General features: G+C 49.4%; 21 protein-coding genes. 13 read left to right on the forward strand and 8 right to left on the reverse strand.

Going from position 1 to position 25,258, the window contains the following annotated elements; genetic code table 11:
* Positions 1-53: 53 nt before the first annotated feature.
* Complete coding sequence (gene gadC / locus EQP46_RS04215; protein WP_129492445.1) at positions 54-1,613, forward strand: glutamine/gamma-aminobutyrate antiporter GadC; 1,560 nt, start codon at positions 54-56, stop codon at positions 1,611-1,613.
* Positions 1,610-2,551 (forward strand): glutaminase A, encoded by a 942-nt coding sequence (gene glsA / locus EQP46_RS04220; protein ID WP_129492446.1) that lies wholly within the window; start codon positions 1,610-1,612, stop codon positions 2,549-2,551. Before gadC ends, glsA begins: the two co-directional genes overlap by 4 nt.
* Before the next feature lie 107 nt (positions 2,552-2,658).
* Here glsA and EQP46_RS04225 read toward each other — a convergent pair whose 3' ends face one another.
* A complete protein-coding gene (locus EQP46_RS04225; RefSeq protein WP_240671646.1) occupies positions 2,659-3,918 on the reverse strand; it encodes a CinA family nicotinamide mononucleotide deamidase-related protein in 1,260 nt (419 codons plus the stop codon).
* Between the two features lie 244 nt (positions 3,919-4,162).
* On the opposite strand from EQP46_RS04225, the gene EQP46_RS04230 reads away from it, so the two are divergent.
* Complete coding sequence (locus tag EQP46_RS04230; RefSeq protein ID WP_129492447.1) at positions 4,163-5,347, forward strand: aromatic amino acid transport family protein; 1,185 nt, start codon at positions 4,163-4,165, stop codon at positions 5,345-5,347.
* Between the two features lie 149 nt (positions 5,348-5,496).
* Positions 5,497-6,381: a DUF3943 domain-containing protein gene (locus EQP46_RS04235; protein ID WP_129492448.1), complete on the forward strand. Its 885-nt coding sequence runs from the start codon at positions 5,497-5,499 to the stop codon at positions 6,379-6,381.
* A 112-nt stretch (positions 6,382-6,493) separates the two neighbouring features.
* Here EQP46_RS04235 and EQP46_RS04240 read toward each other — a convergent pair whose 3' ends face one another.
* The 3 genes from EQP46_RS04240 to cysB all read right to left on the reverse strand — a co-directional run bounded on the left by EQP46_RS04240 (position 6,494) and on the right by cysB (position 9,576).
* Positions 6,494-7,219: a sulfite exporter TauE/SafE family protein gene (locus EQP46_RS04240; RefSeq protein ID WP_129492449.1), complete on the reverse strand. Its 726-nt coding sequence runs from the start codon at positions 7,217-7,219 to the stop codon at positions 6,494-6,496.
* A 58-nt stretch (positions 7,220-7,277) separates the two neighbouring features.
* The gene (locus tag EQP46_RS04245; RefSeq protein ID WP_129492450.1) at positions 7,278-8,501 is read right to left on the reverse strand and encodes a methyltransferase; all 1,224 of its coding nucleotides are present in this window, start codon (positions 8,499-8,501) and stop codon (positions 7,278-7,280) included.
* A 100-nt stretch (positions 8,502-8,601) separates the two neighbouring features.
* Complete coding sequence (cysB, locus tag EQP46_RS04250) at positions 8,602-9,576, reverse strand: HTH-type transcriptional regulator CysB (protein WP_129492451.1); 975 nt, start codon at positions 9,574-9,576, stop codon at positions 8,602-8,604.
* A gap of 328 nt (positions 9,577-9,904) precedes the next feature.
* Between cysB and EQP46_RS04255 the strand changes: the two genes are divergently transcribed.
* The 6 genes from EQP46_RS04255 to EQP46_RS04280 all read left to right on the forward strand — a co-directional run bounded on the left by EQP46_RS04255 (position 9,905) and on the right by EQP46_RS04280 (position 17,063).
* A complete protein-coding gene (locus EQP46_RS04255) occupies positions 9,905-10,660 on the forward strand; it encodes a DNA repair protein (RefSeq protein WP_129492452.1) in 756 nt (251 codons plus the stop codon).
* A gap of 298 nt (positions 10,661-10,958) precedes the next feature.
* A complete protein-coding gene (locus EQP46_RS04260) occupies positions 10,959-12,932 on the forward strand; it encodes a methyl-accepting chemotaxis protein (RefSeq protein ID WP_129492453.1) in 1,974 nt (657 codons plus the stop codon).
* A 10-nt stretch (positions 12,933-12,942) separates the two neighbouring features.
* Positions 12,943-14,247 (forward strand): ABC transporter substrate-binding protein, encoded by a 1,305-nt coding sequence (locus EQP46_RS04265; protein WP_129492454.1) that lies wholly within the window; start codon positions 12,943-12,945, stop codon positions 14,245-14,247.
* 350 nt (positions 14,248-14,597) lie between these two features.
* On the forward strand, positions 14,598-15,422 hold the full coding sequence (locus tag EQP46_RS04270; protein ID WP_129492455.1) for a DUF3100 domain-containing protein: 825 nt from the start codon (positions 14,598-14,600) through the stop codon (positions 15,420-15,422).
* Between the two features lie 3 nt (positions 15,423-15,425).
* Positions 15,426-15,875 (forward strand): hypothetical protein, encoded by a 450-nt coding sequence (locus EQP46_RS04275; RefSeq protein ID WP_129492456.1) that lies wholly within the window; start codon positions 15,426-15,428, stop codon positions 15,873-15,875.
* Entirely contained in the window at positions 15,876-17,063 is a 1,188-nt protein-coding gene (locus tag EQP46_RS04280; protein WP_129492457.1) for a M20 metallopeptidase family protein, read from the forward strand.
* 95 nt (positions 17,064-17,158) lie between these two features.
* On the opposite strand, the gene adiA is transcribed toward EQP46_RS04280, so the two are convergent.
* Positions 17,159-19,453: an arginine decarboxylase gene (gene adiA / locus EQP46_RS04285; protein WP_129492458.1), complete on the reverse strand. Its 2,295-nt coding sequence runs from the start codon at positions 19,451-19,453 to the stop codon at positions 17,159-17,161.
* 531 nt (positions 19,454-19,984) lie between these two features.
* Between adiA and potE the strand changes: the two genes are divergently transcribed.
* On the forward strand, positions 19,985-21,304 hold the full coding sequence (potE, locus tag EQP46_RS04290) for a putrescine-ornithine antiporter (RefSeq protein WP_129492459.1): 1,320 nt from the start codon (positions 19,985-19,987) through the stop codon (positions 21,302-21,304).
* Positions 21,305-21,313: 9 nt separating this feature from the next.
* Positions 21,314-21,712: a hypothetical protein gene (locus EQP46_RS04295; RefSeq protein WP_129492460.1), complete on the forward strand. Its 399-nt coding sequence runs from the start codon at positions 21,314-21,316 to the stop codon at positions 21,710-21,712.
* An 86-nt stretch (positions 21,713-21,798) separates the two neighbouring features.
* Here the strand turns inward: EQP46_RS04295 and EQP46_RS04300 are convergent, their stop codons facing one another.
* The 3 genes from EQP46_RS04300 to EQP46_RS04310 all read right to left on the reverse strand — a co-directional run bounded on the left by EQP46_RS04300 (position 21,799) and on the right by EQP46_RS04310 (position 24,418).
* Positions 21,799-22,773 (reverse strand): LysR substrate-binding domain-containing protein, encoded by a 975-nt coding sequence (locus EQP46_RS04300; protein WP_129492461.1) that lies wholly within the window; start codon positions 22,771-22,773, stop codon positions 21,799-21,801.
* A gap of 231 nt (positions 22,774-23,004) precedes the next feature.
* Positions 23,005-23,496 carry a low molecular weight protein-tyrosine-phosphatase gene (locus tag EQP46_RS04305; RefSeq protein ID WP_129492462.1) on the reverse strand — a complete coding sequence of 164 codons (492 nt, stop codon included), beginning with the start codon at positions 23,494-23,496 and terminating at the stop codon, positions 23,005-23,007.
* A 187-nt stretch (positions 23,497-23,683) separates the two neighbouring features.
* Positions 23,684-24,418: a dienelactone hydrolase family protein gene (locus tag EQP46_RS04310; protein ID WP_129492463.1), complete on the reverse strand. Its 735-nt coding sequence runs from the start codon at positions 24,416-24,418 to the stop codon at positions 23,684-23,686.
* Between the two features lie 246 nt (positions 24,419-24,664).
* Between EQP46_RS04310 and cobO the strand changes: the two genes are divergently transcribed.
* Positions 24,665-25,255, forward strand: a complete 591-nt coding sequence (cobO, locus tag EQP46_RS04315) for a cob(I)yrinic acid a,c-diamide adenosyltransferase (protein WP_129492464.1) — start codon at positions 24,665-24,667, stop codon at positions 25,253-25,255.
* Positions 25,256-25,258 lie beyond the last annotated feature (3 nt).

Here is a 25,258-nt window from a genome sequence, read left to right on the forward strand (position 1 = left end):
TGATCAATGCTGACCCTCGACAAGATGGTCAGCATGATTGAAGGACGACGCGTATGAACAAGAAAGCCCACTCTACTGCGAATGTAAAACAAGCAGGCAAAATCAGTGTTTTCACCTTCGCCATCATGAACATCGTGGCTGTCGTAAGTCTTCGTGGTTTACCGGCAGAAGCCGAGTATGGCCTCAGTTCTGTTTTCTACTATGTGTTTGCGGCCGCATTCTTCTTAGTCCCGGTTTCCTTAGTGGCGGCAGAACTCGCTACAGGCTGGCCAGAAAAAGGCGGTATCTTTAGATGGGTTGGCGAAGCCTTTGGCCCCCGTTTAGCGTTTATGGCGATGTTTTTGCTCTTTGTGCAGGTGTGTGTGTGGTTTCCGACCGCCCTCACCTTTGGCGCCGTTTCGCTGGCGTTTATTGGACCCGATCAAACCTTTGATGCGGCCTTATCCCAGAACAAGTTCTTTGTTCTTGCCATCGTGTTGGCCATCTATTGGTTCGCGACGTTTGTTGCCTTCAAAGGTGTATCCGCCTTTACCCTACTGTCGAAATGGGGCGGCATCATTGGGACCATTATCCCCGCCATCATTCTGATCATCTTGGGTTTTGCGTTTTACCTTAGTGGCGCAAAGATCCAAATCGATCTCTCATGGTCTGAGCTGATCCCTGATTTCTCCAATTTCAATAATGTGGTGCTCGCAGCCAGTATTTTCCTCTTCTATGCGGGCATGGAAATGAATGCCATTCACGTGAAAGATCTCGATAATCCCACGCGCTCATACCCGCTTGCCATTGGCATGGCAGCATTGGGCACGGTGGTAATCTTCATCATGGGCACGCTGGCCATTGCATTTGTTATTCCAAGCACTGAAATCAATCTCACCCAGAGTTTGCTGGTGGCCTATTTTGACATGTTCCATTGGGCGGGCTTGGGCTTCCTTGCCCCCGTCATGGCAATTTGCTTAGCCATTGGCGTGCTCGCGGGTATTGTCACTTGGGTTGCAGGCCCTTCAACAGGGTTGCTAGAAGTCGCGAAGGCTGGCTACATGCCACGCTTTTGGCAGCACACCAACAAGAACGGCATGGCGACGCACATTCTGTTAGTGCAAGGCATCATTGTGAGCTTCCTTGCCGTCACCTTTGTGGTATTGCCATCAGTAGAAGCGGCCTACCAGATTCTAAGCCAGCTCGCCGCAGTGATTTACCTTACGCTCTATATGCTGATGTTCTCGTCAGCCATTTACCTAAGATTCAGCCAACCCAATCGTCCTCGCCCTTATCATGTGCCGGGCGGTAAGAAAGGCCTGTATATTGTCGCGGGCGTCGGCTTTACAGCGTCGCTGACCGCGTTCGCGTTTAGTTTTATTCCGCCGAGCCAAATTGCCGTCGGCAGCCCGACGGTGTTCATGTCGATACTGATTGGTTTGAGTGCGCTATTCATCGCGATACCTTTGGTGATTTACGCCATTCGCAAACCCCATTGGCGCGATGAAAATTCAGACTTTGCACCTTTCACTTGGCAAATTGAAGACGTACATCCTGGGCTGCAAAACCACTCCGATTTGCACACCGACTCGGTGACCGCGAGCCACAAAGAACGCCAAGGAGCACAGTCATGAACGTGCTTCCTTCTGCCACAGAGCTTCAAGCACTCGTGGATAAAACATTCGCGCTCTACCACGCTTTACCCGGTGGTGAAAACGCGAGTTATATTCCTTACTTAGATTCGGTGCCGTCACGGCTTGCTGCGCTGGTTATCGTCACCGCAGACGGTGATATCTATAAAGCTGGAGACAGTGACTATGGCTTTGCCATCGAATCCATTTCGAAAGTCGCCACACTGTCTTTGTTGATGGAGGATGTTGGCCCAGAGACAGTCAGAGAGAAAATCGGCGCAGAACCCACAGGCCTGCCATTCAATTCCGTGCTGGCCTTGTGTGAACACCAAGACAAGCCGCTGTCTCCGCTTGTTAACGCCGGAGCTATGGCGAGCGTAAGTTTGTTGAATGCCACATCCGGCGAAGAACGTTGGTCGCGGATCCTTGATATACAGCGTCGAATGACAGCAGGCAACGTGGTGCTTTCCGATGCCATTAATGAATCGGAGCAAACCACCAATTTTCATAATCGTGGCATTGCTTGGCTGTTGTATGCGGCCGGAAATTGCTTCTGCGATCCGATGGAAGCCTGCGAGGTTTATACCCGACAATGCTCAACCTTGGTGACCTGTAAAGATCTCGCCGCAATGAGCGCAACACTGGCCAACCACGGCAAAAACCCGCTTTCTGGTGAGCAGGTGCTTACCCCAGAAAATATCCCGCATATTCTGGCGGAGATGACCATGGAAGGGCTTTATGATTATTCAGGCGATTGGGCATTTGAAGTTGGGTTACCGGGGAAAAGTGGTGTGGGCGGTGGCTTACTCGCCGTCTGTCCGGGCAAACTTGGCATTGCCGCCTTTTCGCCACCTCTCGATGAGTCGGGGAACAGTGTCCGCGCCCAACGCATGATTGCAGAAGTAGCAAAGGCACTGGATCTCAATATTTACGCGGCGTGATTATTTCTCGTCACAGGAAAGAGCATTGAGAATCGCCATGCTAACAAACGAAAAAGTGAGGCAGTAAGCCTCACTTTTTTATGCGTATCCATTTCTATGTCGAACCATTACTGTGCGTCAGCTGGCTCATCCTCTGCGGGAATAAACAGCGATTCAAGTGTGATCAGAGAGCTGATCTCGCCAAACACCTCTTTACCCTGCAAGTAACGGCGTAACATATCCATTAGCATGGTTGAGGCATAGCAGCGAAAATCTTCATGGGTGAGTGAACGGCGGGTTTTGACGATCATTCCCCAATCCCCTTCGACGCTTGACAATCCCAGCGCCACTTCCCCGTTCTCTGCATTTCCACAAGCAAGGCCAAAGTGTGCACCTGCATTTTCACGAGAAGCGGTCGCCATTGCTAATACTGCCGCGAGCGGGTTGTAGTCGCCATCCGCGTTCAGCGCATTTTCGTTCAGTACCCATCCTTGCACCAAGGCATCCTTGGTCATCGCAGATTGGTTAAACCAATTTGAGAGATACCCGCCGGTGAATTTTTCTGCCACGGCCACGGTTTGACCACTCTGAGCCAGTAATCCGCCAACGGACTCCAACATAGGCACGCCATCACCGACCATGTGATCCGCCAAAATCTTTCGGATCGCATCCGTGATTAACGAAATGTCAGAGTGCTGGCGAGGAGAAAAGAGTTTTACCTCAATGAACGGCAAGGCAGAGCGGTAGCCAATCTCAAACAGATCAGGCAGCTCGAGCGGCTCGAGTCTGTCGTTCAATAACGATTCAGAAAGCCCGAACGTATAGAGGCGCTGAATTTCTAGCTTGAGGTTGTTCGGGAACTGCGTTTGCAGGTAGGGCAGAATTTCATTATCAAACATTTGCTTGAATTCGCTCGGCACGCCCGGCGTAAAGAAGAACAAGCAATCATTTAGCGTGGCCACGAACCCACACGCACTGCCAACGGGATTGTCGATGAGTTCCGCACCTTCGGGCAACATCGCTTGTTTGATGTTGCTCTTGGGCATTGTTTTGCCGTTTTTCTCAAAGCGGGCTTTCATTTCAGAAAGCCAATGCGCATTAAGTTCAACATCCACATTCATCGCCATCGCCATGGCTTCCGTGGTGAGATCGTCCGTTGTCGGACCAAGCCCACCATTCACGATCACGATGTCTGAAACTTGGCTACAACGCACCAATTCAATCGCAAGTTCATCTAACGAATCACCCACAGTGACGCGGCGATGCATGGCAAAGCCTTCTTCAAAGCAACGTCTTGAAAGCCATGCAGCATTGGTATCAGTGATATCTCCATGAAGCACTTCTTCTCCCGTGCTTAACATGGCAACCCGAAGCTTACTCTGACCCACCGCTATCTCCTTGTGTGCGTTCAACTTATTTCATTATGCCCAGAAGCTGACCTACACCGCAACTCGCATAAATGTACATTTAAAATTACACCATGTGTTTTATATCTGTTACACTCTTTCGCAATCTGAAACCTGCAGCGCAGGACAGACTCAGAAAGCATAGTGTTTAATTGACCTCGCACTGTTCAGCTCGTCACCCAACCCACTATGTAAACTTAATATTACACCTATTGAAGTCGACATTATGCGCAGTAAATTAGTCGGAAGTACCCTCATTATCGCTGGCACGACCATTGGTGCTGGCATGCTCGCCCTCCCTCTTGCATCCGCAGGGCTAGGATTCATTCAGTCTTCTCTCATTATGGTCGCTATGTGGCTACTCATGAGCTACACAGCCCTACTTATGTTAGAAATCCACCAGCACGCACACGAAGGTGCCACGCTCAACAGTCTGGCGCGACAATTTCTGGGTCGTAAAGGCCAAACCCTCGCGACCTTTGCGACCTTATTTCTCTTGTATGCGCTTTGCGCTGCCTACATTGCAGGCGGTGGAAGCCAGTTGAACGCCAAGCTCATTGCTTTTACAAACGGCGCATTGCCAGATTCAATGGGTACTTTCTTGTTTACCTTTATCATCGCTGGCGCGGTCATGCTTGGCACACACAAAGTAGACTTGATTAACCGATGCTTGTTTCTGCTCAAGATTGTGCTGCTTTGCGTTTCACTGGGGCTCCTTACCCCGCACGTTTCCATGTTGCATCTCACCGAAATGCCTATCGACCAAGGCCTTGCCATTGCCGCCATTCCAGTGATGTTCACTTCGTTTGGCTTTCACGGCAGCATTCCTTCGGTCGTGGCTTACACGGGTTTAAACATTCGCACCTTGCGAAAAGTCATGCTGTTTGGTTCCTCACTTCCGCTCATTATTTACGTGTTATGGCAAGGCGTCAGCTTTGGTGTTTTGAGCCAGAACGCCCTGCTCAACAACGACCAACTGCCTGAATTTATTCGTGCAATGAGCCAAGTAGTGACTTCTCCCTACATTACCTCAGTCATTTCGTTGTTCGCAGATCTTGCACTCGCCACATCGTTTTTAGGTGTCAGTCTTGGTTTGTTTGATTTTCTGTCTGATGCGTTAAAGCGAGAGAACACCGTAAGTGGTCGTTTACAAACAGGTTTAATGACCTTCGTTCCACCAATGCTCATTGCTTTGTTCTATCCGCAAGGGTTCGTTGCCGCTTTGGGGTATGCTGCCATCGCACTTGTTCTGCTTGCCGTTGTACTTCCCGTTTTAATGGCACTTAAGGTCCGCCAAGCAGAATTAAACCGCGACAAGTATCAAGTTTTTGGTGGAAATATTGGCCTATCACTTGCTATGATTGGCGGCTTTACTGTGGTTGCATCACAATTGGTACTTAGTATTAATTGAGAGAAAACGCCCCTAGCGGTGTCTTGAGCAAGGATGTTTCGCGTAGCACTCGCTTAGTTAACGCTTTCATGACCTAAATTTTCGCTGCCAAGCCTATCCCTCTTCGAGAGGCCCTTAGGTTTGGCATTTTGTTGTGTGGGAGATCCTACGTGCGCTATTGCTCAACCGTGGCTGCGGCCGCTTTACTTTGTGCTCAATCCGCTTTTGCTTTTGACTCAACGACCATCAATTTTGAACAGCAAGCTAGCGTTTACGCTAACAGCTATGGTTTTGCTCCTGCATCGCTGAGCGAGCAACCTTTGGAATCTGCGGATACACTAGGCTTCCACGATCAACCAAGACATGCATTGCCTAAATACCTGTCAACAGCACCCGAAAAAGACTGGGACTACTTGATGGGCCAAACCTACACCATTCTCGGTTTGAGTGTTGCCACTGTAGGTATGATGACCTTGCTGCCAGAAAGCGTGACTAACTGGACGGCGGAAGACCGTGATTTCAGCAACTTGGCAAGCAAATGGTGGGACAACGTTTCTGAAGGCCCTGTTTGGGATAAAGATGATCACTACCTCAACTATGTGATGCACCCATACTTCGGTGGTGTTTACTACACCGCGGCACGTCACTCAGGCTTCAACGAGTGGGAATCATTCGTTTACTCTTTCACCATGTCCACGTTTTTCTGGGAATACGGTGTAGAGTCCTTCGCAGAAGTACCGTCTATCCAAGACATTATCGTGACACCTCTCTTTGGTGCGGCTGTGGGTGAGTGGATGTACCTGACTGAGCAAGACATCGTTGCCGATGGTGGCGAGGTACTTGGTTCAGACACACTTGGCGGTGTGAGCCTGTTCTTCTTGAACCCAGTGGGACATATTCACCACTGGATCACCGGCGTGTGGCAAGGCGATACGGAAGTGAACATGAACTACAACCCTTGGTTTGATAACCAAGACGCCGCCCAGTTCGCACTAGATGCTGGCGCACCGTATGACCACCAGTTCATCGGTATGCAGGTTAGCCTGAAGTTCTAATTCAACGCGTTACCAAAACAGCGTGTTGAAAAAATGAAAAAGCCGACATCATGTCGGCTTTTTTGATCTTGTTGTCTCTCATAGGAAGAGAAAATAAGTGGGGTTTAACCCCTTACGCGGAAATGCCGCGAATCAATGTCGTGATCCCCGCAAACGAACACAGCACCAAGAGCCCATACCTCACCCACTCAGCGCGAATGTGCGGCGCAATGCGAAACGCCACCCAAGAAGATGCGAACACGATCGGTAAAGACATCAGGCTCACCTTCACATGCCAAAGATTGAAATACCCTGTCATCGCAAGAACCACCAAAGAAATCACGCAGCTGAACACAAAGTAACCCGCAAGGTTTGCACGCATCATTGCCACGTCCATTTTCTGTAGAACCAGCGCCATTGGTGGTCCGCCAATGCTGGTGGTGGTGCCCATGACTGCCGCCGTGAACCCTGCCCAAAACATGTTCTTGTTATTCGGTTCGACAGAAAACTTGAACACGCTCGCCAAGACGGCAAATAGCACTGCCACACCCATCGCGATTTCAAGCACATTCAAAGAGAGGTAAATCAGCATTACACCCGCGACGAATGTGCCGGGAATACGCCCAACAAACGCCCAACCCAACCCCTTTAGCGAAATTTGTCGGCGGTATTGCCACGTATTAATCGCGGCAAGGCACAAAGTCACCATGGTCACGGCACTCGGAACCAGCGACGGCTCTATCATCATGACAATAGGCGCTGCAACAATGGCTAACCCGAAGCCAATCAAGCTTTGCACAAAGGCGCCTGCACCCAACGCGAGCATGACAAGCAGGGTTTGTTCGACAGTCATTTCCATCAGTGATTTCTTTCCATCACAGTCATCATCTCAATTAAAAAAACCTAACGCCGATCACCTATCGTTGGATTCGCGTCGCGTGTATGAGTAAATTTCTCGGTGTCAGTGCACGTTCACAAAACGTTGAAACATCCACATCAAAGCCGTTATCGGTGAGATACAGTGCACGATCTAACACCAGCCACATTTCCAGTGGACGACGGAACAGAGTGCGGAGCGTTTCCATTTTCTCTACCAATAGAAAACGCGCTTCACCGAGCGCCTGGTATGCCGCAAAGTCGGTATCAGAAGGGATCACGATCCCTTTTTGTTCTGCCGCCCAATAACAAAAGGCTTCAAACCCCTCGTTCAACAGCGATTTTTGTACGTTTGGCACAGGCAAGTAAGCCGTGCTCCCCGTCATCTCGCGCTGCAAAGAATCAAACCCCAATCGGAACGTCACTTCGACATAGCGCTTATTTTGTACTGTTTGACCCGCCGTCACCGTCTCTTGCAGCGGCAGTTTTAAATCATGTTTACTCAAAGACAACTTGGAACTTTTCGCCAACGTAGAAAGCGGCTGATAACGTTTATCTTGAATAAGGTGATAACAACAGGGTGACACAGTGACTGTCGAGGGGCCCGAGAGGTGCTCTGCAGCCACGCTGTGCTTCAACAAGGTCACGTGCAAGTCACCACACGCGTGCAACGCCACAGCATGGTCACAGTCGTCAACCAGTCGCTGGCTTTCAGCCGCAAATGCATCGCCTTGGACAAACTGCATGGATAAATCGTGCTTTTCCGCGTATTGCTGACCGTCACGGCATAGTGCCTCTTGCCATTCCAAACTGGTGACGTTGGATTCACGCGAAACAGACAAAACGCGGCCCAAATACCCTTTCCCCGCACACCATTCCAGCCAATGTTTTCCATTCGCTTTCGGCATGGATGCGTTGAAGGCTGCGATTTGAGACCACTTGCGACCAGGAATACCGGTCGACCAATGAGGATCACAATACAGGTCCGCATGGTGGCTTTCTTTGACGTGGCATAGCTCAAGCAAAGATTCAGTGTCAGGCAACCATTGCTTAACGATGGCAGTCAGTTGTGCTGGTGACGCTTTTAAGGACGCGAGAGATGCGACGGTTTGCTCATCCAACCAATCACAAAGCTCGGGATACGCATTTCGCCAAGGCAGATCGGCAAAATCAAACGGCATTCCTTGCCAAAAAGGACGGTGTCGTTCCAACGCACGATCCAGTGCGAGAAAACGTTCTGTAAGAGAAAAAGAGGGATGAGGCAAAGCTAACTCCAATCGCCAACAAATATGGGGCAAAAAACCACGTCAGTTGGCGCAAGTATAACCTTCAATCCTTGGATTCTATGCGGTCTATCAGAACTTTTTATCTTACGGGAAGCTCGATATCCGCAAACAGCTTTTCGATGTCATGCCCGTCTTTGAGCGTCATGGCGTGATCGACGCGTTCGCGGGTCAGATGTGGCGCAAAGCGCTCGATGAAATCATACATATAACTTCGTAGTGCCGTGCCGCGGCGGAAGCCGATGCGCGTCGTGCTCGCATCAAAAATATGGCTGGCATCAATGGCCACCAAATCGTTATCTAACTCTTTGTCGTATGCCATGGTCGCCATCACGCCAATGCCGACACCTAACCGGACGTAGGTTTTAATCACGTCAGCATCCGTGGCGGTGAAGACAATTTTCGGTTTGAGCTTTGCGCGTTCAAACGCGGAGTCCAGGCTCGATCTGCCCGTAAAGCCAAACACATACGTCACCAGCGAATAACGCGCAATGTCATGAATGGAAATGGTGGTTCTGTTCGCCAGCGGATGATCTTTGCGCACAATCAGAGAGCGAGTCCAGTGATAGCAAGGCAGCATCACCAAATCGTCGTAAAGGTGTGACGCTTCGGTGGCGATCGCAAATTCAGATGTCCCTTTTAGAACGAAGTCTGCAATTTGGCTTGGCGCGCCTTGGTGCATGTGCAAAGACACTTTCGGGTAGCGCTGCACAAACGCTGAAATCACGGTTGGCAGCGCATAGCGTGCTTGGGTATGCGTGGTCGCGATGTTCAGCTGCCCCATTTCTGGATTGGTGTATTCAAGCGCAACGGACTTAATGCTATTCACGCGAGACAAGATATCGCGTGAAATATCGACAATTTGCTCCCCCGCTGGCGTTAGCTTGGTAAGGTGCTTACCGCTACGACCGAAAATCTTAACGCCCAACTCGTCTTCCAGCGCGCGAATTTGCTTACTGATACCCGGCTGAGACGTGAAAAGATTTTCCGCAGTGGAAGACACATTCAGATCGTTATTCACGACTTCAACGATGTATTTTAGTTGTTGTAATTTCATAGAAAACGCAGGAAAACAAAGGGACAGGTAAATTTATATCGCCTTCCACTCAAAGAAAGTAGCTTTCGTGCCGATAACCGCCACATAGCGCTCAGAAATTGTTAAGGCTTTCTTTTCTTTAGTGTGATGATGAAACTTTTTACCCTTAGTTAAAGCAATGAAAAAGCAGGCGATAAACGTGCGTCATTACGCACTAAGTACCAGAAATACGTTACGAAACGCCAGAATTTAGCTAAGATCGAAAATAGCATTAACAAACTATGACCATAGTAGCAGATCGTGTATCTTATGCCGTCTTAGTTTTAACCGGGAATATCGACGCTCGCTTATGAATATCGCCCTCGTTGCTGGCTTATGTGTCATCTTGCTTGGCCTGATTGTTGGTTACAACATCATTGCTCAGCAAAAACAACGCGTTGAGTCAACAAAGCGCCAAGAAATGGCAAAATATATTGCAGTTATTGATGCCACAGAAGAGCTGATCGGTAATGCACACAACTTACCCTACAGCGGGTCTTTGCTTGTTTGTCTAAACAACAAAATCCTTGATGCGTTGAAGACAATGCATGAATTCGACAAGTCCGATCGATCCTTACAAAGTCGAATTGCCGATGTTCAAGGGCAAATAAACCAAATCAAGCAAACTTACCAAAACAAAGAGTCGACCTCTTTTCGCGTTCCTGACAGCGATAGAGAAGCGATTTCCATGCTGAAATTGGTAAAACGTCTGCGTGCCGTGATCAAAGCGGAGCACACCAAAGGCCGTATGCCCACGCAGCAGTTCGTCGCTGAAAACACGCGCCTAGAACAAATGCAGATGAAGATTAACATCGAGAACGTGCTAAAGCGTGTTAACGATGCCAAGATCAAAGGTCAAATGGGCACAGCGCAACAACTGTTGAAGAAAGCGATTGATGTAGTCAGTTCAAAGAACGATCCCTACTGCCAATCGGCAAAAGAATCACTCAATGGCATGCTGGAAGAAATCACACAGTCATTGAATAAGAGCCACGAAATCGCTAAACCAAAAGACAATGACAACAAAGAGCTTGATGAGCTTTTTGCCCCTAAAAAGAAATGGTAACACCCTTACCTTTTTCGATTTCCAAGAAAGCCCCGCAAGGGGCTTTTTTTCTGCCTTCTTCCTCACTCCCCTCGGCGGAAACCCGATCTTGCTTCCATTTATTTTCTATCGCGAATTATTTGTGCGTTTGATAACAAAAAATCGCTAAAGACAATCAACTATCGTGCCGATAGGTACGTTTAATGTCACAATCCACGACCGATTTTTCACGCTTAAGCACCATTTTTTAGAAGCGCGAATTTTAGCCAAGCTGTGGCATCCACCTTCCCATCGCAGGCTATTGTAGAGTGAGAGAACAATGAAGTTGTCCGTCGTACAAAGAACGATAGCAGGTTTTGCCTTGATGTTTGTGTTGATTGCATTGCTAAGCAGTGTCAGTTTGTTCAACGCCAACACACTTCAAAGCAAAGTCGAGCAAATCACCGACCAAACCACGCCAATGGTTGTCACCTCTGGCAACCTTATCACCCAGTTGATGCACACGAACCTTCTCGTGAGCACTTTCCAAGATGACCCAGCCATTGCTGCAAACATTGACGAGCGATTCGACCGCCAGAAGCAACGCTTCTTCGACACGCTAAACAATGCACAGCTCAATGCGAACCTTAATGAAGAACGCCAGCAGATCCGCCAGATTTCCTCGGCATCGTCGCGCTACTTCGAACAGGCTTCTGCCCTGATTGATTTGCAACAGCAATCCGACCGTTTGGTGGAACAACGCGAAGCGCTTGATCTCAAGTTCTTGCGTCTTGAAGATACCTACCAATGGGCGGCAAACCTTTTGCTTCAAAAAGCGTCAGTGAAGCGCTCTTTGCACAACCGCGCAGAGTTGATCACCAGCGGTATCGCGCGCGATTTGAAATTGCTACGCCGCGCCGATCAAGACACCGATCTGGTCGTGCTTCGCAAAGCCCTGGCTAAAGACATCGAAATCGCATTCAAACGTTTAGAACTCATCTCTGTAGAAGACGATGTCAAAGCGCGCTATGCGCGTAATCTGAAGAAGGTAGAAGTGCTCACCTTGGATGACAATGGCTTGTTGGATGTGCTTGCACAACAGCAATCTGTGAACAGCCAGCTGCATGTCGAGCGCGAAAGAACCACACAGCAGACCGACAGCATTCAGTCGCTGCTAGAAGATCACGCCAAATATGCACAACAGCTTGCTGCAACAAGCCGTGTAGATGCAGAGAATGCCGTTCGTGAAGCGCTGTTCTACATCATTGTGATGACCTCTGTAGCAGCTGTCATTAGCCTCGTGGTTGGCTTTAGCATCACGCGTAGCATCCAGAAGCCACTGGCCATGATCACTAACGTGCTTGAGAAAATGACCAGCGGCGACATGCGCTCTCGCGCTAACTATGTTGCGAATGATGAGTTTGGCGACCTTAGTCGCTCTATCGATATGTTGGCTGACACCATGTCGCAAACGCTCTCGAAATTCGGTGATGGCGCGTCTCACCTGCTCGACGAAGCCAGCCGTGCTGCCTCTGTGAGTGACAGTGCAATGTCACGCGTTGAAGACCAAAAATCGCGTACCGATCAGGTCGCAGCAGCGATTTCTGAAATGGAAGTCAGCGCCAAGGAAATTGCCCGTTCGACAGAGCTCACCGTGGTGGAAGTAGAAAACACCAACCAAGCGGCCAACAGCGGTCGTGCGCAGGTTTCTCGCAACCGAACGCTCACGGAACAACTCTCAGGCAATATCAGCGAAGCGGTGTCGAACACCCAGCAGTTGAACCATTACTCCAGCAACATCGGGTCAATTTTGCATGTAATCCAGGAAATCGCGGAGCAAACCAACTTGCTTGCCCTGAACGCAGCCATCGAAGCGGCGCGCGCAGGCTCGCATGGCCGTGGTTTCGCTGTGGTTGCTGATGAAGTACGCGCCCTGGCGAACCGCACGCAAAGCTCGACGGAAGAGATTCAGCAGATGATCAACAATCTGCAAGGGAACGCATCGCGCATGGCCGAAACCATGAACGTGAGCCAGAAGCAGATGGAAGAGTGTTTAACGCAAACACGTCTGACGGATGAAACCTTGCAAGACATCGTGTCACGCATGGAAGCCATTCAAGAAATGGCCGTGCATGTTGCACAAGCGACGGAAGAACAAATCAAAGTCAGTATCGATGTGGCTGAGCACATTAATGGCATTGCGCACGTTGCGTATGAAGCAGAGAAAGAAGCCCGTGCTTCAGCCGCGAGCAGCGAATCTCTGGCTGACTTGGCGCAAGACCAGCAAAACCTGATTGCCAACTTCCGCGTGTGAGGACATGACTATGAAAAAATCGATACTTATGCCATTCGCGGCAGCAATGCTAGCCGCTTCTGCTTTCGCGAGCGCGCAAACCACACTGGTGATTGATTCTTGGCGCAGCGACGATGCCGTTTGGAATGAAAAAATCATTCCCGCGTTTAACAAGCATTACCCAAACATCAAAGTGGAGTACCGTTCTCCACCTGATTTAGATGCGTCTAAATGGAACGGTGACATGGAGGCCCGCTTTAAGAGCCAAACCGCTGGCGATTTGATTGCGTGCCGTCCATTTGATGGGTCATTAGCGCTATTCAAGCGTGGCATCTTTAAAGAAGTCACCGAAATGGAAGGCATGGAAAACTTCCCAAGTTTTGCGCAAGCACCTTGGCAAACCGACTCTGGCGCACAAACGTTCTGTTTGCCGATGGCGTCCGTGATCCATGGCTTTTTCTACAACAAAGATATCTTCAAAGAGCTGGGCGTAAACGAGCCAGTCACCAATGCAGATTTCTATTGGGTGCTAGAAAAAGCCAAGCGCGGTGGCTACCTGCCACTCGCCATGGGCACCAAAGACAAATGGGAAGCGGCAACCATGGGCTTTCAAAACATTGGCCCAACCTATTGGAAAGGCGAAGATGGCCGTGGCGCTCTGCTTAACGGCGAAGAACGCATGGACAGCAAACCTTACCGCGACACATTCCGCCAATTGGAAAAGTGGGCGAAGTACATGGGTGAGGATTTCGACCAACGCGGCTATAACGACGCCATCAGTCTCTTTGCGAATGGAAAAGCCGCGGTCTATCCAGCAGGCTCTTGGGACATCATGAGTTTCAACGACAAAGTGAACATGGGGGTTTTCCCACCGCCAGTCGAAAAGAAAGGCGACGCGTGTTACTTCAGTGACCATACCGATCTCGGCATGGGCATCAATGCCAATTCAAAGTACCCAGAAGCGGCAGAAGCCTTCCTGAAATGGATGACAACGGCGGAATTTGCAGAGTTGCTGACGAACGAGATCTCAGGGTTCTTCTCGCTCTCTAACCATTTCTTCGACGTGAAAAACCCTATCGCGCAGGAAATGATGTCATGGCGTGATAAGTGTGATTCTACCATTCGCAACACCGCACAAGTACTCACCCGCGGCAAGCCAGATCTTGAAATGGAAGTATGGAATACCACCACGTCCGTGATGGGTGGTTCCATGACACCCACACAAGCCGTGAACCAACTACAAAGCGGTTTAGAAAGCTGGTACCAGCCTCAAAAAGACAGCAAGAAGTCCGCATCAAGCAGTGCCTTGTGCAATTGCTCACCCTTGATGCAATAACGCGTTCGTCTTTACTCAAAAAACCTCTAAGCCCGGCTTTCACGCTGGGCTTTTTTTTGCCAACCATCGATACACATTCAACCCCCATCAAGCGCACCGCACATGAAAAAGTGCGCGTTGATATTCGCCTACAACTTCCACCGCAAATTGTTACGTTTTGCCTCTTTCCCACAACAGATGAAGCACGAAAAAGCCCCTCCATTTACACCTTAATAACCACTAATTCCGTATGGGAATATGATAGTTAGTTTTCATCTAGTCACCGCATACAAGTGTTGATCTCATTCACGTTTCGCTTTTCACAACGCCCTATAATCGCCGCGAATTCCACCCTTACTCGATGAAGAAGTATGAACACAGAAGAAAACAAAGCTGGCCAAGCACGCGTCGTCATCACGAGCGTACTTGCCGTTGCTGCACTGATTTTTGTTTCTCAGGCCCTGATCGGCACCCAAAAAATTGATCTTGGCTTCGCGACCATCTCTATCCTTCCCATGTTATTCGCTGTGATGTTCGGTATGGCGCTTTCTGTCAACTGGACCAAATCAAAAATCAAAGTGTGGGGCAAAACCTTCACAGAAAAAGAAGAAGGTTTCTGCGGCAAAATGGTGGGCTACTGCCTGCTTGTTCTGGGCACGCAATATGCGGGCATGATCATCCCTAACCTAGAAATGATCATCGACGCGGGTATTCCGCTTCTCTTCCAAGAGTTGGGCAACCTACTTCCAATTTTGATTGCCATTCCGCTGGCAGTGAAATTCCAATTTGGTCGTAAAGCCATCGGCGCATGTTCATCGATCAGCCGTGAACCTTCCATTGCGGTTATCCAAGGTAAATTTGGTACTGGCAGCCCAGAGTATGTTGGCGTGCTGGCGATTTACCTGTGTGGTTCTGTTATCGGTACCTTGTGGTTCAGCGTGCTGGGCAGTATCGCGCCGTTGACAGGCCTTCACCCATTGGCACTGGCCGCTGGTTCTGGTGTGGGCAGTGGGTCAATGCTAAGTGCAGCATCAGGCGCACTGGTATCCGGTCTTGAGCCAGAAATGGCAAAACAAGTACTGAGCATTGCAGCGGCATCCAACCTGCTTTCATCTGTACTTGGCGCATTGTCACTGACCTTCCTCGGTCTGCCACTTGCTGAACTCACTTACAAACTTTGCAACAAAGGTAAATAAGCCATGAAAGCCATTCTGACTGATATGAAGCTGGTCTCGCTTGCGATTGTACTGGCAGGTTTCACCCAATTTTTAACCAATGGCACTGCGCCGTTGGAGATGGTCGACAGCTTTATCGCGATGTCGGTGATCGTTTTCTTGTCACTGGTTGCAAAGAAGTTCCTTCCGTCTTCTCTGCCAACCTTTGCGTACGCGACCATCATCGGTATTTTGATTTGTTTGCCTGAAACAGCGGTTCGTACTTACTTCCTAGAATCTGTGGGTAAAATTCAGTTCTTATCCGTGTGTGTACCTTTGCTAGCATTCGCAGGTTTGTCTGTGGGCGGCCAAATGGAAGAATTGAAGAAGATGTCTTGGAAAGTGATCGTCATCTTCCTGATTGTGGCAACAAGCTGTTTCTTTGGCGCGTCCATGATTGCGCAAATCGGTTTCCAAATGAAAGGGATTATCTAAATGTCTGACAAATACAGCCGCTTTAACCTAGACGGCAAACTGCTGGCAATGCACGAATTCAGCATCAAAACACGCCGCGATTTACACCAGATCCCAGAAGCATCGGGCGTAGAACTGAAAACCACGGCGTACTGTCAGGCACTGATGACAGAAATGGGTTATACCCTGACGACCTACGAAGGGTACACCGGTTTTATTGCTGATCTCACCATCAACGACAATTGGGATCGTGTGGCGTTCCGTGCGGACATGGACGCACTCGAAATGGAAGACATGACAGAGAACGACTACCGCTCTCAACACGCGGGGTGTTCACACAACTGCGGTCATGACACCCACATGGCAATCATTCTGACCACGGCAAAATACTTGGCGGAAAACCAAGGCGAACTGAAACACAACGTGCGTTTCGCGTTCCAAATGGCCGAAGAAGACATGCGCGTACCTGGCGCAAACAAAATGGTTGAGCTGGGTTGCATGGAAGGCGTGGCGGAAGTGTATGCACTGCATAACGACGCGGCGCTGGAATACGGCATGGTGAAGATCAACAACGGCATCATGTCTTCTTACGGTTCGGCGTGGACGCTTGACGTGCACGGTGTATCAGCGCACGGCTCTACGCCACAGAAAGGCCTAGATGCGATTCGTGAAGCCAGCCGTATCATCATGGACATGGATTACGTTGTTGCTAAACGCACCAACCCATTCAGCCCTGCGGTATTTGGCTGTGGCATGTTCAATGGCGGTACGATTCCAAACGCGATCCCTGATTATGTGCAGGCTCGCGGCACCATTCGTGCGATGGACGCAGAAACGGATCAAATTCTGAAAGACAGCTTCAGCATGTTCGTGAAGGAAAGTGAAATCCGTGGCTTCAAGACCACCATGGAATGCGAAGGTTACCCTGCGGTCATCAACCACCCAGACGCGTACCAACGCGTGGTGGATGCAGCGCGTGACACCGTGCCAGCCGATCGCCTTGATCCAAACGGCAACCCAATGACGGGTTCTGAAGATTTCAGCTTGATGGTGAACGCAGCGCAAAACAAAAAAGGCGCGATGTTCTTCCTTGGTAGTGGCAACAAAGAGGCAGGCATTTGTAACTACCTGCACTCAAGCCCTTACTACGTGGATGACGACTTCCTGCTGATCGGCGCACAGATCTTCATTCGTATCGCCTGTGCATAACGCTCACAGATACTTACGCACGTAAGAAAACAAAAGGCCGGATGCAATATCCGGCCTTTTTGGTTTCAACCCAGAAGATGAACACCCATGCGGTGCTATACCGACTTCACACACATGACGTGATAAACGCCATCATGCAGCTCAGTGCCTTCTGTTTCTTTCTCAAAGCCAGGGAATTCCTCATCCCACACTTCGAGCCCTTTCAGGTATTTAATCTGTGCACTGGTTTCGTCACCAAAGCTTTCGCCCGACATCAGCATTGGAATACCCGGAGGGTAAGGAATCACGGCATTTGCCGCCACGCGCCCTTCTAACTGATGCGACGGCACCATCTCGACATTGTCAGCAACAATGGCTTGGAACGCCGCCCTTGGCGTGATGATAGCTTCTGGTAGATTTTCATACGCCGCATTAAGCAGTTCACCCGGATTGTGTTTTTGCAGGTATTTGAAAATCTTATCGCCTAAGTCTTTCATACCGAGATCGCCATACACATCAGGGAAGTCTGCAACCAAATCAGGGAGTGATTCCGACAATGGCGTATTGGCATCATAATGACGCTTGAAGCCCATTAGGGTGTTCACCAAGGTTGCCCACTTCCCTTTTGTTACTCCCATTGAGAAGAGGAACATGACTTGGAAATCCGTGGTACGCGTTGGCACAATACCAAAGCGGCCAAGGTACAAGGTCACGAGTGCTGCTGGCACACCAGCGTCCAGCAATTTGCCATCATCCCCCATGCCTGGCGCCAGAATACTGACTTTGATTGGATCGAGCATACACCAGTCAGCAGGCATATCTTTGAAGCCATGCCAATCATCGTTAGGATGCATCACCCACGCATCCTGGCTTTCACACAGCAAGTCTGCTGGCGCATCTTCAAATGCGTAAGACTGGCCTGTTTCTGGGTCTTTGACTGATTCTGCATTCCACGGTTTGAAGAACCAATCTCCCGCATCATTGAACTCTCGGTTTAAGCGTCCCATCGCTTGACGGAAATCCACCGCTTCGCGGATCACTTCAAGTGTTAACGAATGACCTCGGTTGCCATCCATCATAGACGCAGCAATGTCGTTCGATGCACAAATGGCGTACAAAGGTGACGTTGTCGCGTGCATCATATACGCCTGATTAAAACGTTCGAAGCTGATCGCCCCTTTTCCGTTTCTTACATGAAGGAACGATGCTTGTGACAATGCGTTTAATAGCTTGTGTGTGGAATGGGTGGCGAATACCGTCGGGCCATCGGGGTCTTCTACCGGTTCGCCGCGCATGGCGTAATGATTTTCATAAATGGGGTTAAACCGTGCGTAGCCGTACCACGCTTCATCAAAGTGAATGCGGTCACTGCTCTCTGCCAGAATGTCTTGCGCCTGTTTGGCGTTGTAACACAAGCCATCATAGGTACAGTTCGTCAGTACAGAGTAAACCGCGCGCTTGTGGGCATGAGCTTTGGTCAATGCTGTGTCTTCTGCGCGTTTTTGCAGAACAGGTTTGGCGAGTTGGTCAGGGTAGATCGGGCCGATGATGCCGTAGCGATTACGTGTTGGCAGTAGGTAGACCGGTCGTGCACCAGACAACATGAGCCCTTGCTCGATAGATTTATGGCAGTTGCGGTCACAAATCACGATATCGTCTTCGTTCATACAGGCAGACATGATGGTGCGGTTAGAGCCTGATGTGCCAGTCACCAAGGAATAGGATTGATGCGCACCAAAGACTTTGGCGGCGTATTTCTCACTTTCACCAAAGGCGCCGGTGTGGTCGAGTAAGGAACCTAATGACCCACGCTCAATCCCCATGTCGGTACGAAAAATACCTTCACCATAGTAATTGTAGAAACGCTGCCCTGCTGGCGTTTTGGTAAAACCTACCCCACCTTGGTGCCCAGGTGCCGCCCATGAATACTCGTGAATATCATCGTAGCGCATCAATGCCGCCATCAACGGAGGCAGCAGTTTTGAGCGATAACGTGTCATCGCGGCAACAGCGCGCCCTGCGATAAAGTCAGGGGTGTCTTCCATGATCCACGCGAACTCATCGACTTTCTCCATCATCTCACGGGTGACATGAAGGGTGATCTTCTTGCGCTCTGCCAATAGGAAAACAGGGACATTTTCTTGGCGTCGATTCAGCTTATCAATCAACACATAGAAGCGGTCGTTTTCCTCCGATTGTGAGCCACTCATGGCGGATGTCAGCATTAAACAATCGATGGCAGTGTTCGTAAAAATGATCGAGTAGCAATCATCAAAACTGGTCGCTACCGTCACGTTTGCACCACTCGCTTCAAGCTCTGATATGAGTCGTTCAATCGCGTTACCGACAATACCCTGTCGGTGAGCTTCCTCTAAAATTAAAACGTTGTATTTCTTTCCATATTTTTTCATGGCCCTGCTCCGGCACGGTAAGAATGAACAAGCAAAAGCGCACTGAATCCTGCATTTTCAGGCGACTGGGTATATTCACCATAGAAGAGCCAACACGTAGAAAAAGTCGCAAAAAAGACATAAACGCAGAAAAACACCGCCAGAAAAACAGATAGAAAAAGTCTCAATAATCAGCCGACATAAATGCATTTTTTTTCATAGCGCTTAATTTCAATGCGCTATTGGTTTTTGCCTCACAGTTTAAAGCCCGCATGTCTTGGAAAAGAATCAATTCCGCCTTAGCGCAACATCTAAGTTCAATTCGACAACGATAAACGTTTCCGATTTATCACCCCATGAAATCTCTTCAATGAGAGCAGTGAATCCATGGGTATAAATTTGTTTTCACTTGGACTTTGGCGTTTTTATCTTCGGTATCAGGCATGTTCGATAACAAGCATGCAAAGAATTCATGCCGTAGCAGTAGGAAAAAGGCCAAGCGAAGCGAAACCTACCGACGTGACACCAAGATAAACGAGGTGGAGAATTAGCATGGCTTCAGAACAAAACAAAATGGGATTGGTTGGCCTTACCACCATTGTGACGGTTAACATGATGGGGTCAGGCATCATCATGCTGCCGGCCAGTTTGGCGCAAACAGGGGCAATTTCTCTGTTGTCATGGATCGTGACGGCGCTTGGGGCAATGTGTATCGCCTATGCATTTGCAAAGTGTGGCATGTACTGCAATAGAGATGGCGGCATGTCAGCGTATGCCGCAGAAGCACACGGTAAATCCTCGTTTTTTATCGCCTCTTATACCTACTATGTGTGTTTGGTGATCAGTGCCGTTGCCATTGCAGTGTCGGCTGCAGGGTATCTGGTTCCCTTTTTCCCTTGGATTAAGACCACGCCGATACATACCTTTGTTGCCGTGGTCGGCATTCTCGTCGTCACCATGGTCGCCAACTTTTGGGGACCCAAAATCACAGGGCAGATTTCTGCCATTACTGTCTGGGGGATCATTATTCCCGTGGTCGGTCTGTCGATTGGTGGCTGGTTTTGGTTTCAACCAGAGTTGTTTTCAGAGGCGTGGAACCCTCATCAAGACACCACGGTCACGGCCATTTCTTCAGGGATTGCCCTAACGCTTTGGGCTTTTCTCGGCATTGAATCGGCGGGGGCAAACTCGGGGGCTGTTGAGAACCCCGAAAAGAACGTCCCCTTAGCCTGTATGCTTGCCACCAGCTTTACTGCGGTTGTGTATATCACCTCAACGTCTGTGATTCAGGGGATCATACCCAACGCAGAGTTAGCGAAATCGGATGCACCTTTTGGCCTTGTTTACACCTATATGTTCAATGAAACCGTCGGGCAAGTGATTACAGCGCTGGCGGTTATCGCCTGTATTGGTTCACTTCTCGGTTGGCAGTTCACCAACGCGCAAGTGTCTAAAGCCGCAGCAGACATTCGCCTGTTTCCGAAAGTCTTTGGTGATGTGAATAAATCGAATGCTCCCATCAAAGGCATGATGATCATGCTTGCCTTGGAACTCGGGTTGGCACTGATGACCATTTCGCCAAATCTGGTGAAGCAATTCAACGTTCTGCTTAACCTTGCGGTCTTCATCAACATGGTGCCTTACATCCTATCCCTCACAGGTCTCGAAGTGATTCTGCGTAAGAAGAATGTGGGTAAGAAAGAGTATGAAACCAGCGCGATCATCGGCACATTCGCAGTGGCCTACAGTATTTATGGCGTATACGCCTGCGGGCAGTCTGCCGTTTTCTACGGCGCAATCGTGACCTTCATTGGCTACATATTCTATGGTTTTGTCGCCGCACGAGATAACAACAATGGCGCAGCCGCCTAGGAGGACAACATGTGCAACCATGCAGCACTTGATAGGTTGGTCTTTCGTTGTGTCGCTGTCGGCGCGAGTGTGTTGGTGCTCGCCATCAGCACACCTGCATTTACATCGGAAGAAATGGAAATCAATGAAGTCGTTGAGGTTGAGAATGCCAGCGATTCAGATCCCATGACGGCTATCGAAATCATTATTGGTAAGCGAATTCCTGAAACGATCAGAGAGGGCGATCGCCCTCCCCATGTATATCGACCTCGCACACCGATCTTTCACCACCACCACCCGGAGAACGCCGCGGTCGAGCCAGAAATCAGAAAACACTTACTGGTGGATCACCCTGAACTCAATAACAATCAAGGGCGAAAAATCAGAACGCCACCCAGTGCGAGCGATACCAAGGTAGAAAGTAACTAACCGCTTAAAAATTTGATACCAGCATGAAAAACGCCAGCGTGAATAAGCGCTGGCGTTTTGATGTCGATTTTAACGCTGTCTGTGTGTTAGTAAACTGGCAACTCTAAGCCATCAAACAGTTTATCGACTTTGTCGCTGCTGTTTTGCATCAATACGTTTTCCATCAAGGTTTTCGTCAAATGCGGCGAGAACGAGGTCAAGAAATCATACATGTAGTTCTGCAGCAGAATGTCTTTCGAGAAACAAATCCATGCGTTTGATGGCGCAAACAGATGATCAAGATTGATGTACGTCAGGCCGCTATTTTCAATATCACGTGCTGCAAGCGTCGAGATAATACCGATGCCAAATCCCAATTGGACGTAACGCTTAATCACATCTGCATCCATGACGGTCATGAAGTAGTTTGGCGCAATGCCCACGCGAGCAAATGCTTCATCTTGGGTTTGTCGGCCCGTTGAGCCCGGCTCGTAACTCAAGATCGGGTATTCAGCCAATTGCTTGAGCGTCGGCTTTTTCACCTCGGCCAATGGATGGGTCTCAGGCACAACCAACCCCAATGTCCAAAGGTAAGCAGGCAACACGATCAGATCGTTATCTGCGCCAATATCATGCGCAACAATAGAAAAATCTGAATGCCCTTTGCTAATAACCCCTTTGGTTTGGAGTGGCAAGGTAGGCTGAAGATGGAAATTGATATTGGGGTATTTCTGCGTGAAATAAGACACACTGTTCGGCAGCAAGTAGCGTGCGATCGTGTGGGTGGTGTAAATGTTGAGCGTCCCGACACTTGGGTCTAAGTGCTCATTGGCGAGCGCTTTGATTTTTTGTTCAAGCGCCAACATGCGCTCGACTTGCTCAAGGATACGTTCCCCAATAGGCGTAACACCACTGAGGTTCTTACCGCGTCGCTCAAAAATCCGAACGCCTAGTTCTTTTTCCAGCAAACCCACTTGCTTGCTGACGCCCGGTTGCGTCGTGAAAAGCGATTGCGAAGCCGCGGACACATTCAGGTTGTTGTCCTTTATCGCTTTTAGGTATTTGAGCTGTTGAAGTTTCAATCCCTTACCTCACACATAGAATACAGCTATAGATCCTGAATTTATAAGAGCATTCCGCTTTAGACAAGTATAAGTGCGTGAAAATGACAACAAGGATGCATTTATTAAAGGCTCTTGCCATTGAGGAGAGAGATGGCCATGTCTTTGCTTATATGGCCATGCAGGAATAGATAGGTGAGGCAATACCTTTAGATCGCATGAGAGTATTGCAGCAAGGCTAAAAACGTGAACTCATTGCTTATCGAACAAATCGAGGATGCTGTCGCTGGCTTCTTCAATCAAATCCAACACGCGTTCAAATCCACGGCTACCGCCAAAGTAAGGGTCAGGGATTTCATCAAGGGTGACATCCCCATGGCTGAGGAATAAAGACACTTTGTGGCGATATTCGGGGGGGCAAATATCAATCAAATCAGCAAGGTTGGCTTTATCCGCTGCGAGTACAAGATCAAACGTTTCGAAATCTTCCACACCCACTTGTCGCGAACGAATGCCAGCGAAGCTGTAGCCTCTGGCTTCCCCCGCTTGTTGGCTACGAGGATCAGGTTTGCTTCCAGTGTGATAACCAATGGTGCCAGCCGAATCAATCTCTACGTCTATGCCCCTTTCAGCGGCTTTTGCCCGCAAGATAGCTTCACCTGTGGGTGATCGACAAATGTTGCCCATACAAACAACGAGAATGCGAGGGGTGCCGTGTACGGCAGATTGGGATTGAAGGGACATTGGCTTTCCATGCAGCGATACAATGAACTAACACTCTATCGAAACACGCGCTTTTGCGCAAAAAACATCCGTTAAATTGCCGACTTAGCATCGCACACTGTGTCACACAACGTCGGCAATGTACGTAAACGTGTTTGCGCTTAACGCTCGCTTGTACTGAACCCTCGTTAGTTCTCAAGCTCGGCCGTTATTTACTGAAGTTGTCATTCAGAAAAGTGCCGAAAGTTTCCCAAGAGCGCGTGTCCGCAATTTTGCGGTAGCGCGGCGATTCAAACACAGTGAATGCATGAGGCGCACCTGAGTAAACTTCAATCAGGTAAGGGACTTTCGACCCTTCAAGTTGCTCAGACAACATGGCAACGTCACCCATAGGAATACTGGCGTCTGCACCACCATGGGCAATAAAGATCGGCGCGGTATCTTCTGGGTAAGACTGCGCGTTCGGTGTTTTCAGACCACCATGAAACGTTGCATAGCCCAACACCCCCTGCCCTTTCCCAGAACGCGCAAGCTCCAGTGTGGCTGCACCGCCAAAGCAGTAACCGGCAATAACCACGTCATCAATCCCCATCTCTCTGGCTTTGTCTAAACCGGCGAGGATCAAGCTGCGCATTTTTTCTCTGTCTTTGTACAGTTTACCCACTTCCGCTTTTTTGGCGTTAGTGTCTGTTGGGCGGTTGCCCTTACCGTATAAATCGACGGCAAACGTGTTGTACCCCATTTCCGACAGCATGCTGACGCGCTTTTGCTCATAGCCAGTCAGACCATCCCAATCGTGGATTAAGATCACTGAGCCTTTCGGTGTGCCTTGTGCCTTCGCGTAGTAGCCTTCCAATTCCATGCCATCTGCACTGTAATCCACGACTTGCCCTGCAAATGCATTAAATGACAACCCAAGAAGCGCTAACCCTAATCGTTTCATGCTCTTTCCCTCGTTTGCTTGTCGATGTTCATCGTGTACGTTTTTGCTTTAGCAAGCCTTAAAGTGTAGTCACTCAATAGAGAAGCCTGCGGGGTATTCCCTTGGCTTTACGTAGCTTTACATATAAGACGACGCGCGATGAATGCTTCCAAATAGAGAGAGTTTTGGTATGTTGTGATCCAATCTTCGAGGCTCACCATACCCTCCCGACTGAAATATACGCATTGGCACTGAAAAGGATCTGATATGAGCGACGAACGCTACAAAGCACGACAACAAAAAGTAAAAGAACAAGTGGATGAACGCGTCGCTGCCGCCCAGATCGAAAAAGGATTGTTGCTCGTCATTACCGGCAATGGGAAAGGAAAATCCACCGCGGGGTTTGGCGTCATTACTCGCGCGACTGGCCACGACCAGAAATGTGGCGTCGCCCAGTTTATTAAAGGCACGTGGGCGTGTGGTGAGCGCAATCTACTGGAAAAATGCGGTGTTGAATTTCATGTCATGGCGACCGGTTTCACGTGGGACACACAGGACAAAACCGGTGATACAAAAGCCGCGCAAGAGGTATGGCAAGAGTGCAAACGCATGCTGGCAGACCCAAGCTATGACGTGGTGTTACTGGACGAAATGACCTACATGGTGACCTATGGCTACATTGCGCTGGATGAGGTTGTCACTGCGCTTGAGAATCGACCGAGTGAGCAATCTGTTGTCATTACAGGGCGAGCAGCACACCGCACGCTGACTGACATGGCCGATACCGTGTCGGAAGTGCGCAATGTGAAGCATGCCTTTGAATCGGGCGTGAAGGTGCGTAAAGGCATAGACTGGTAATCA

This window comes from Enterovibrio baiacu (genome assembly GCF_004120195.1).
GTDB classification, from domain to species: domain Bacteria; phylum Pseudomonadota; class Gammaproteobacteria; order Enterobacterales; family Vibrionaceae; genus Enterovibrio; species Enterovibrio baiacui.

Bases quoted from the DNA above. Each gene is read 5' to 3' on its own strand.
- gadC (WP_129492445.1), top strand. From the start codon at position 54: ATGAACAAGAAAGCCCACTCTACTGCGAATGTAAAACAAGCAGGCAAA.
- glsA (WP_129492446.1), top strand. From the start codon at position 1,610: ATGAACGTGCTTCCTTCTGCCACAGAGCTTCAAGCACTCGTGGATAAA.
- EQP46_RS04230 (WP_129492447.1), top strand. From the start codon at position 4,163: ATGCGCAGTAAATTAGTCGGAAGTACCCTCATTATCGCTGGCACGACC.
- EQP46_RS04240 (WP_129492449.1), bottom strand. From the start codon at position 7,219: ATGGAAATGACTGTCGAACAAACCCTGCTTGTCATGCTCGCGTTGGGT.
- cysB (WP_129492451.1), bottom strand. From the start codon at position 9,576: ATGAAATTACAACAACTAAAATACATCGTTGAAGTCGTGAATAACGAT.
- EQP46_RS04255 (WP_129492452.1), top strand. From the start codon at position 9,905: ATGAATATCGCCCTCGTTGCTGGCTTATGTGTCATCTTGCTTGGCCTG.
- EQP46_RS04260 (WP_129492453.1), top strand. From the start codon at position 10,959: ATGAAGTTGTCCGTCGTACAAAGAACGATAGCAGGTTTTGCCTTGATG.
- EQP46_RS04265 (WP_129492454.1), top strand. From the start codon at position 12,943: ATGAAAAAATCGATACTTATGCCATTCGCGGCAGCAATGCTAGCCGCT.
- EQP46_RS04270 (WP_129492455.1), top strand. From the start codon at position 14,598: ATGAACACAGAAGAAAACAAAGCTGGCCAAGCACGCGTCGTCATCACG.
- EQP46_RS04275 (WP_129492456.1), top strand. From the start codon at position 15,426: ATGAAAGCCATTCTGACTGATATGAAGCTGGTCTCGCTTGCGATTGTA.
- EQP46_RS04280 (WP_129492457.1), top strand. From the start codon at position 15,876: ATGTCTGACAAATACAGCCGCTTTAACCTAGACGGCAAACTGCTGGCA.
- adiA (WP_129492458.1), bottom strand. From the start codon at position 19,453: ATGAAAAAATATGGAAAGAAATACAACGTTTTAATTTTAGAGGAAGCT.
- potE (WP_129492459.1), top strand. From the start codon at position 19,985: ATGGCTTCAGAACAAAACAAAATGGGATTGGTTGGCCTTACCACCATT.
- EQP46_RS04295 (WP_129492460.1), top strand. From the start codon at position 21,314: ATGTGCAACCATGCAGCACTTGATAGGTTGGTCTTTCGTTGTGTCGCT.
- EQP46_RS04305 (WP_129492462.1), bottom strand. From the start codon at position 23,496: ATGTCCCTTCAATCCCAATCTGCCGTACACGGCACCCCTCGCATTCTC.
- EQP46_RS04310 (WP_129492463.1), bottom strand. From the start codon at position 24,418: ATGAAACGATTAGGGTTAGCGCTTCTTGGGTTGTCATTTAATGCATTT.
- cobO (WP_129492464.1), top strand. From the start codon at position 24,665: ATGAGCGACGAACGCTACAAAGCACGACAACAAAAAGTAAAAGAACAA.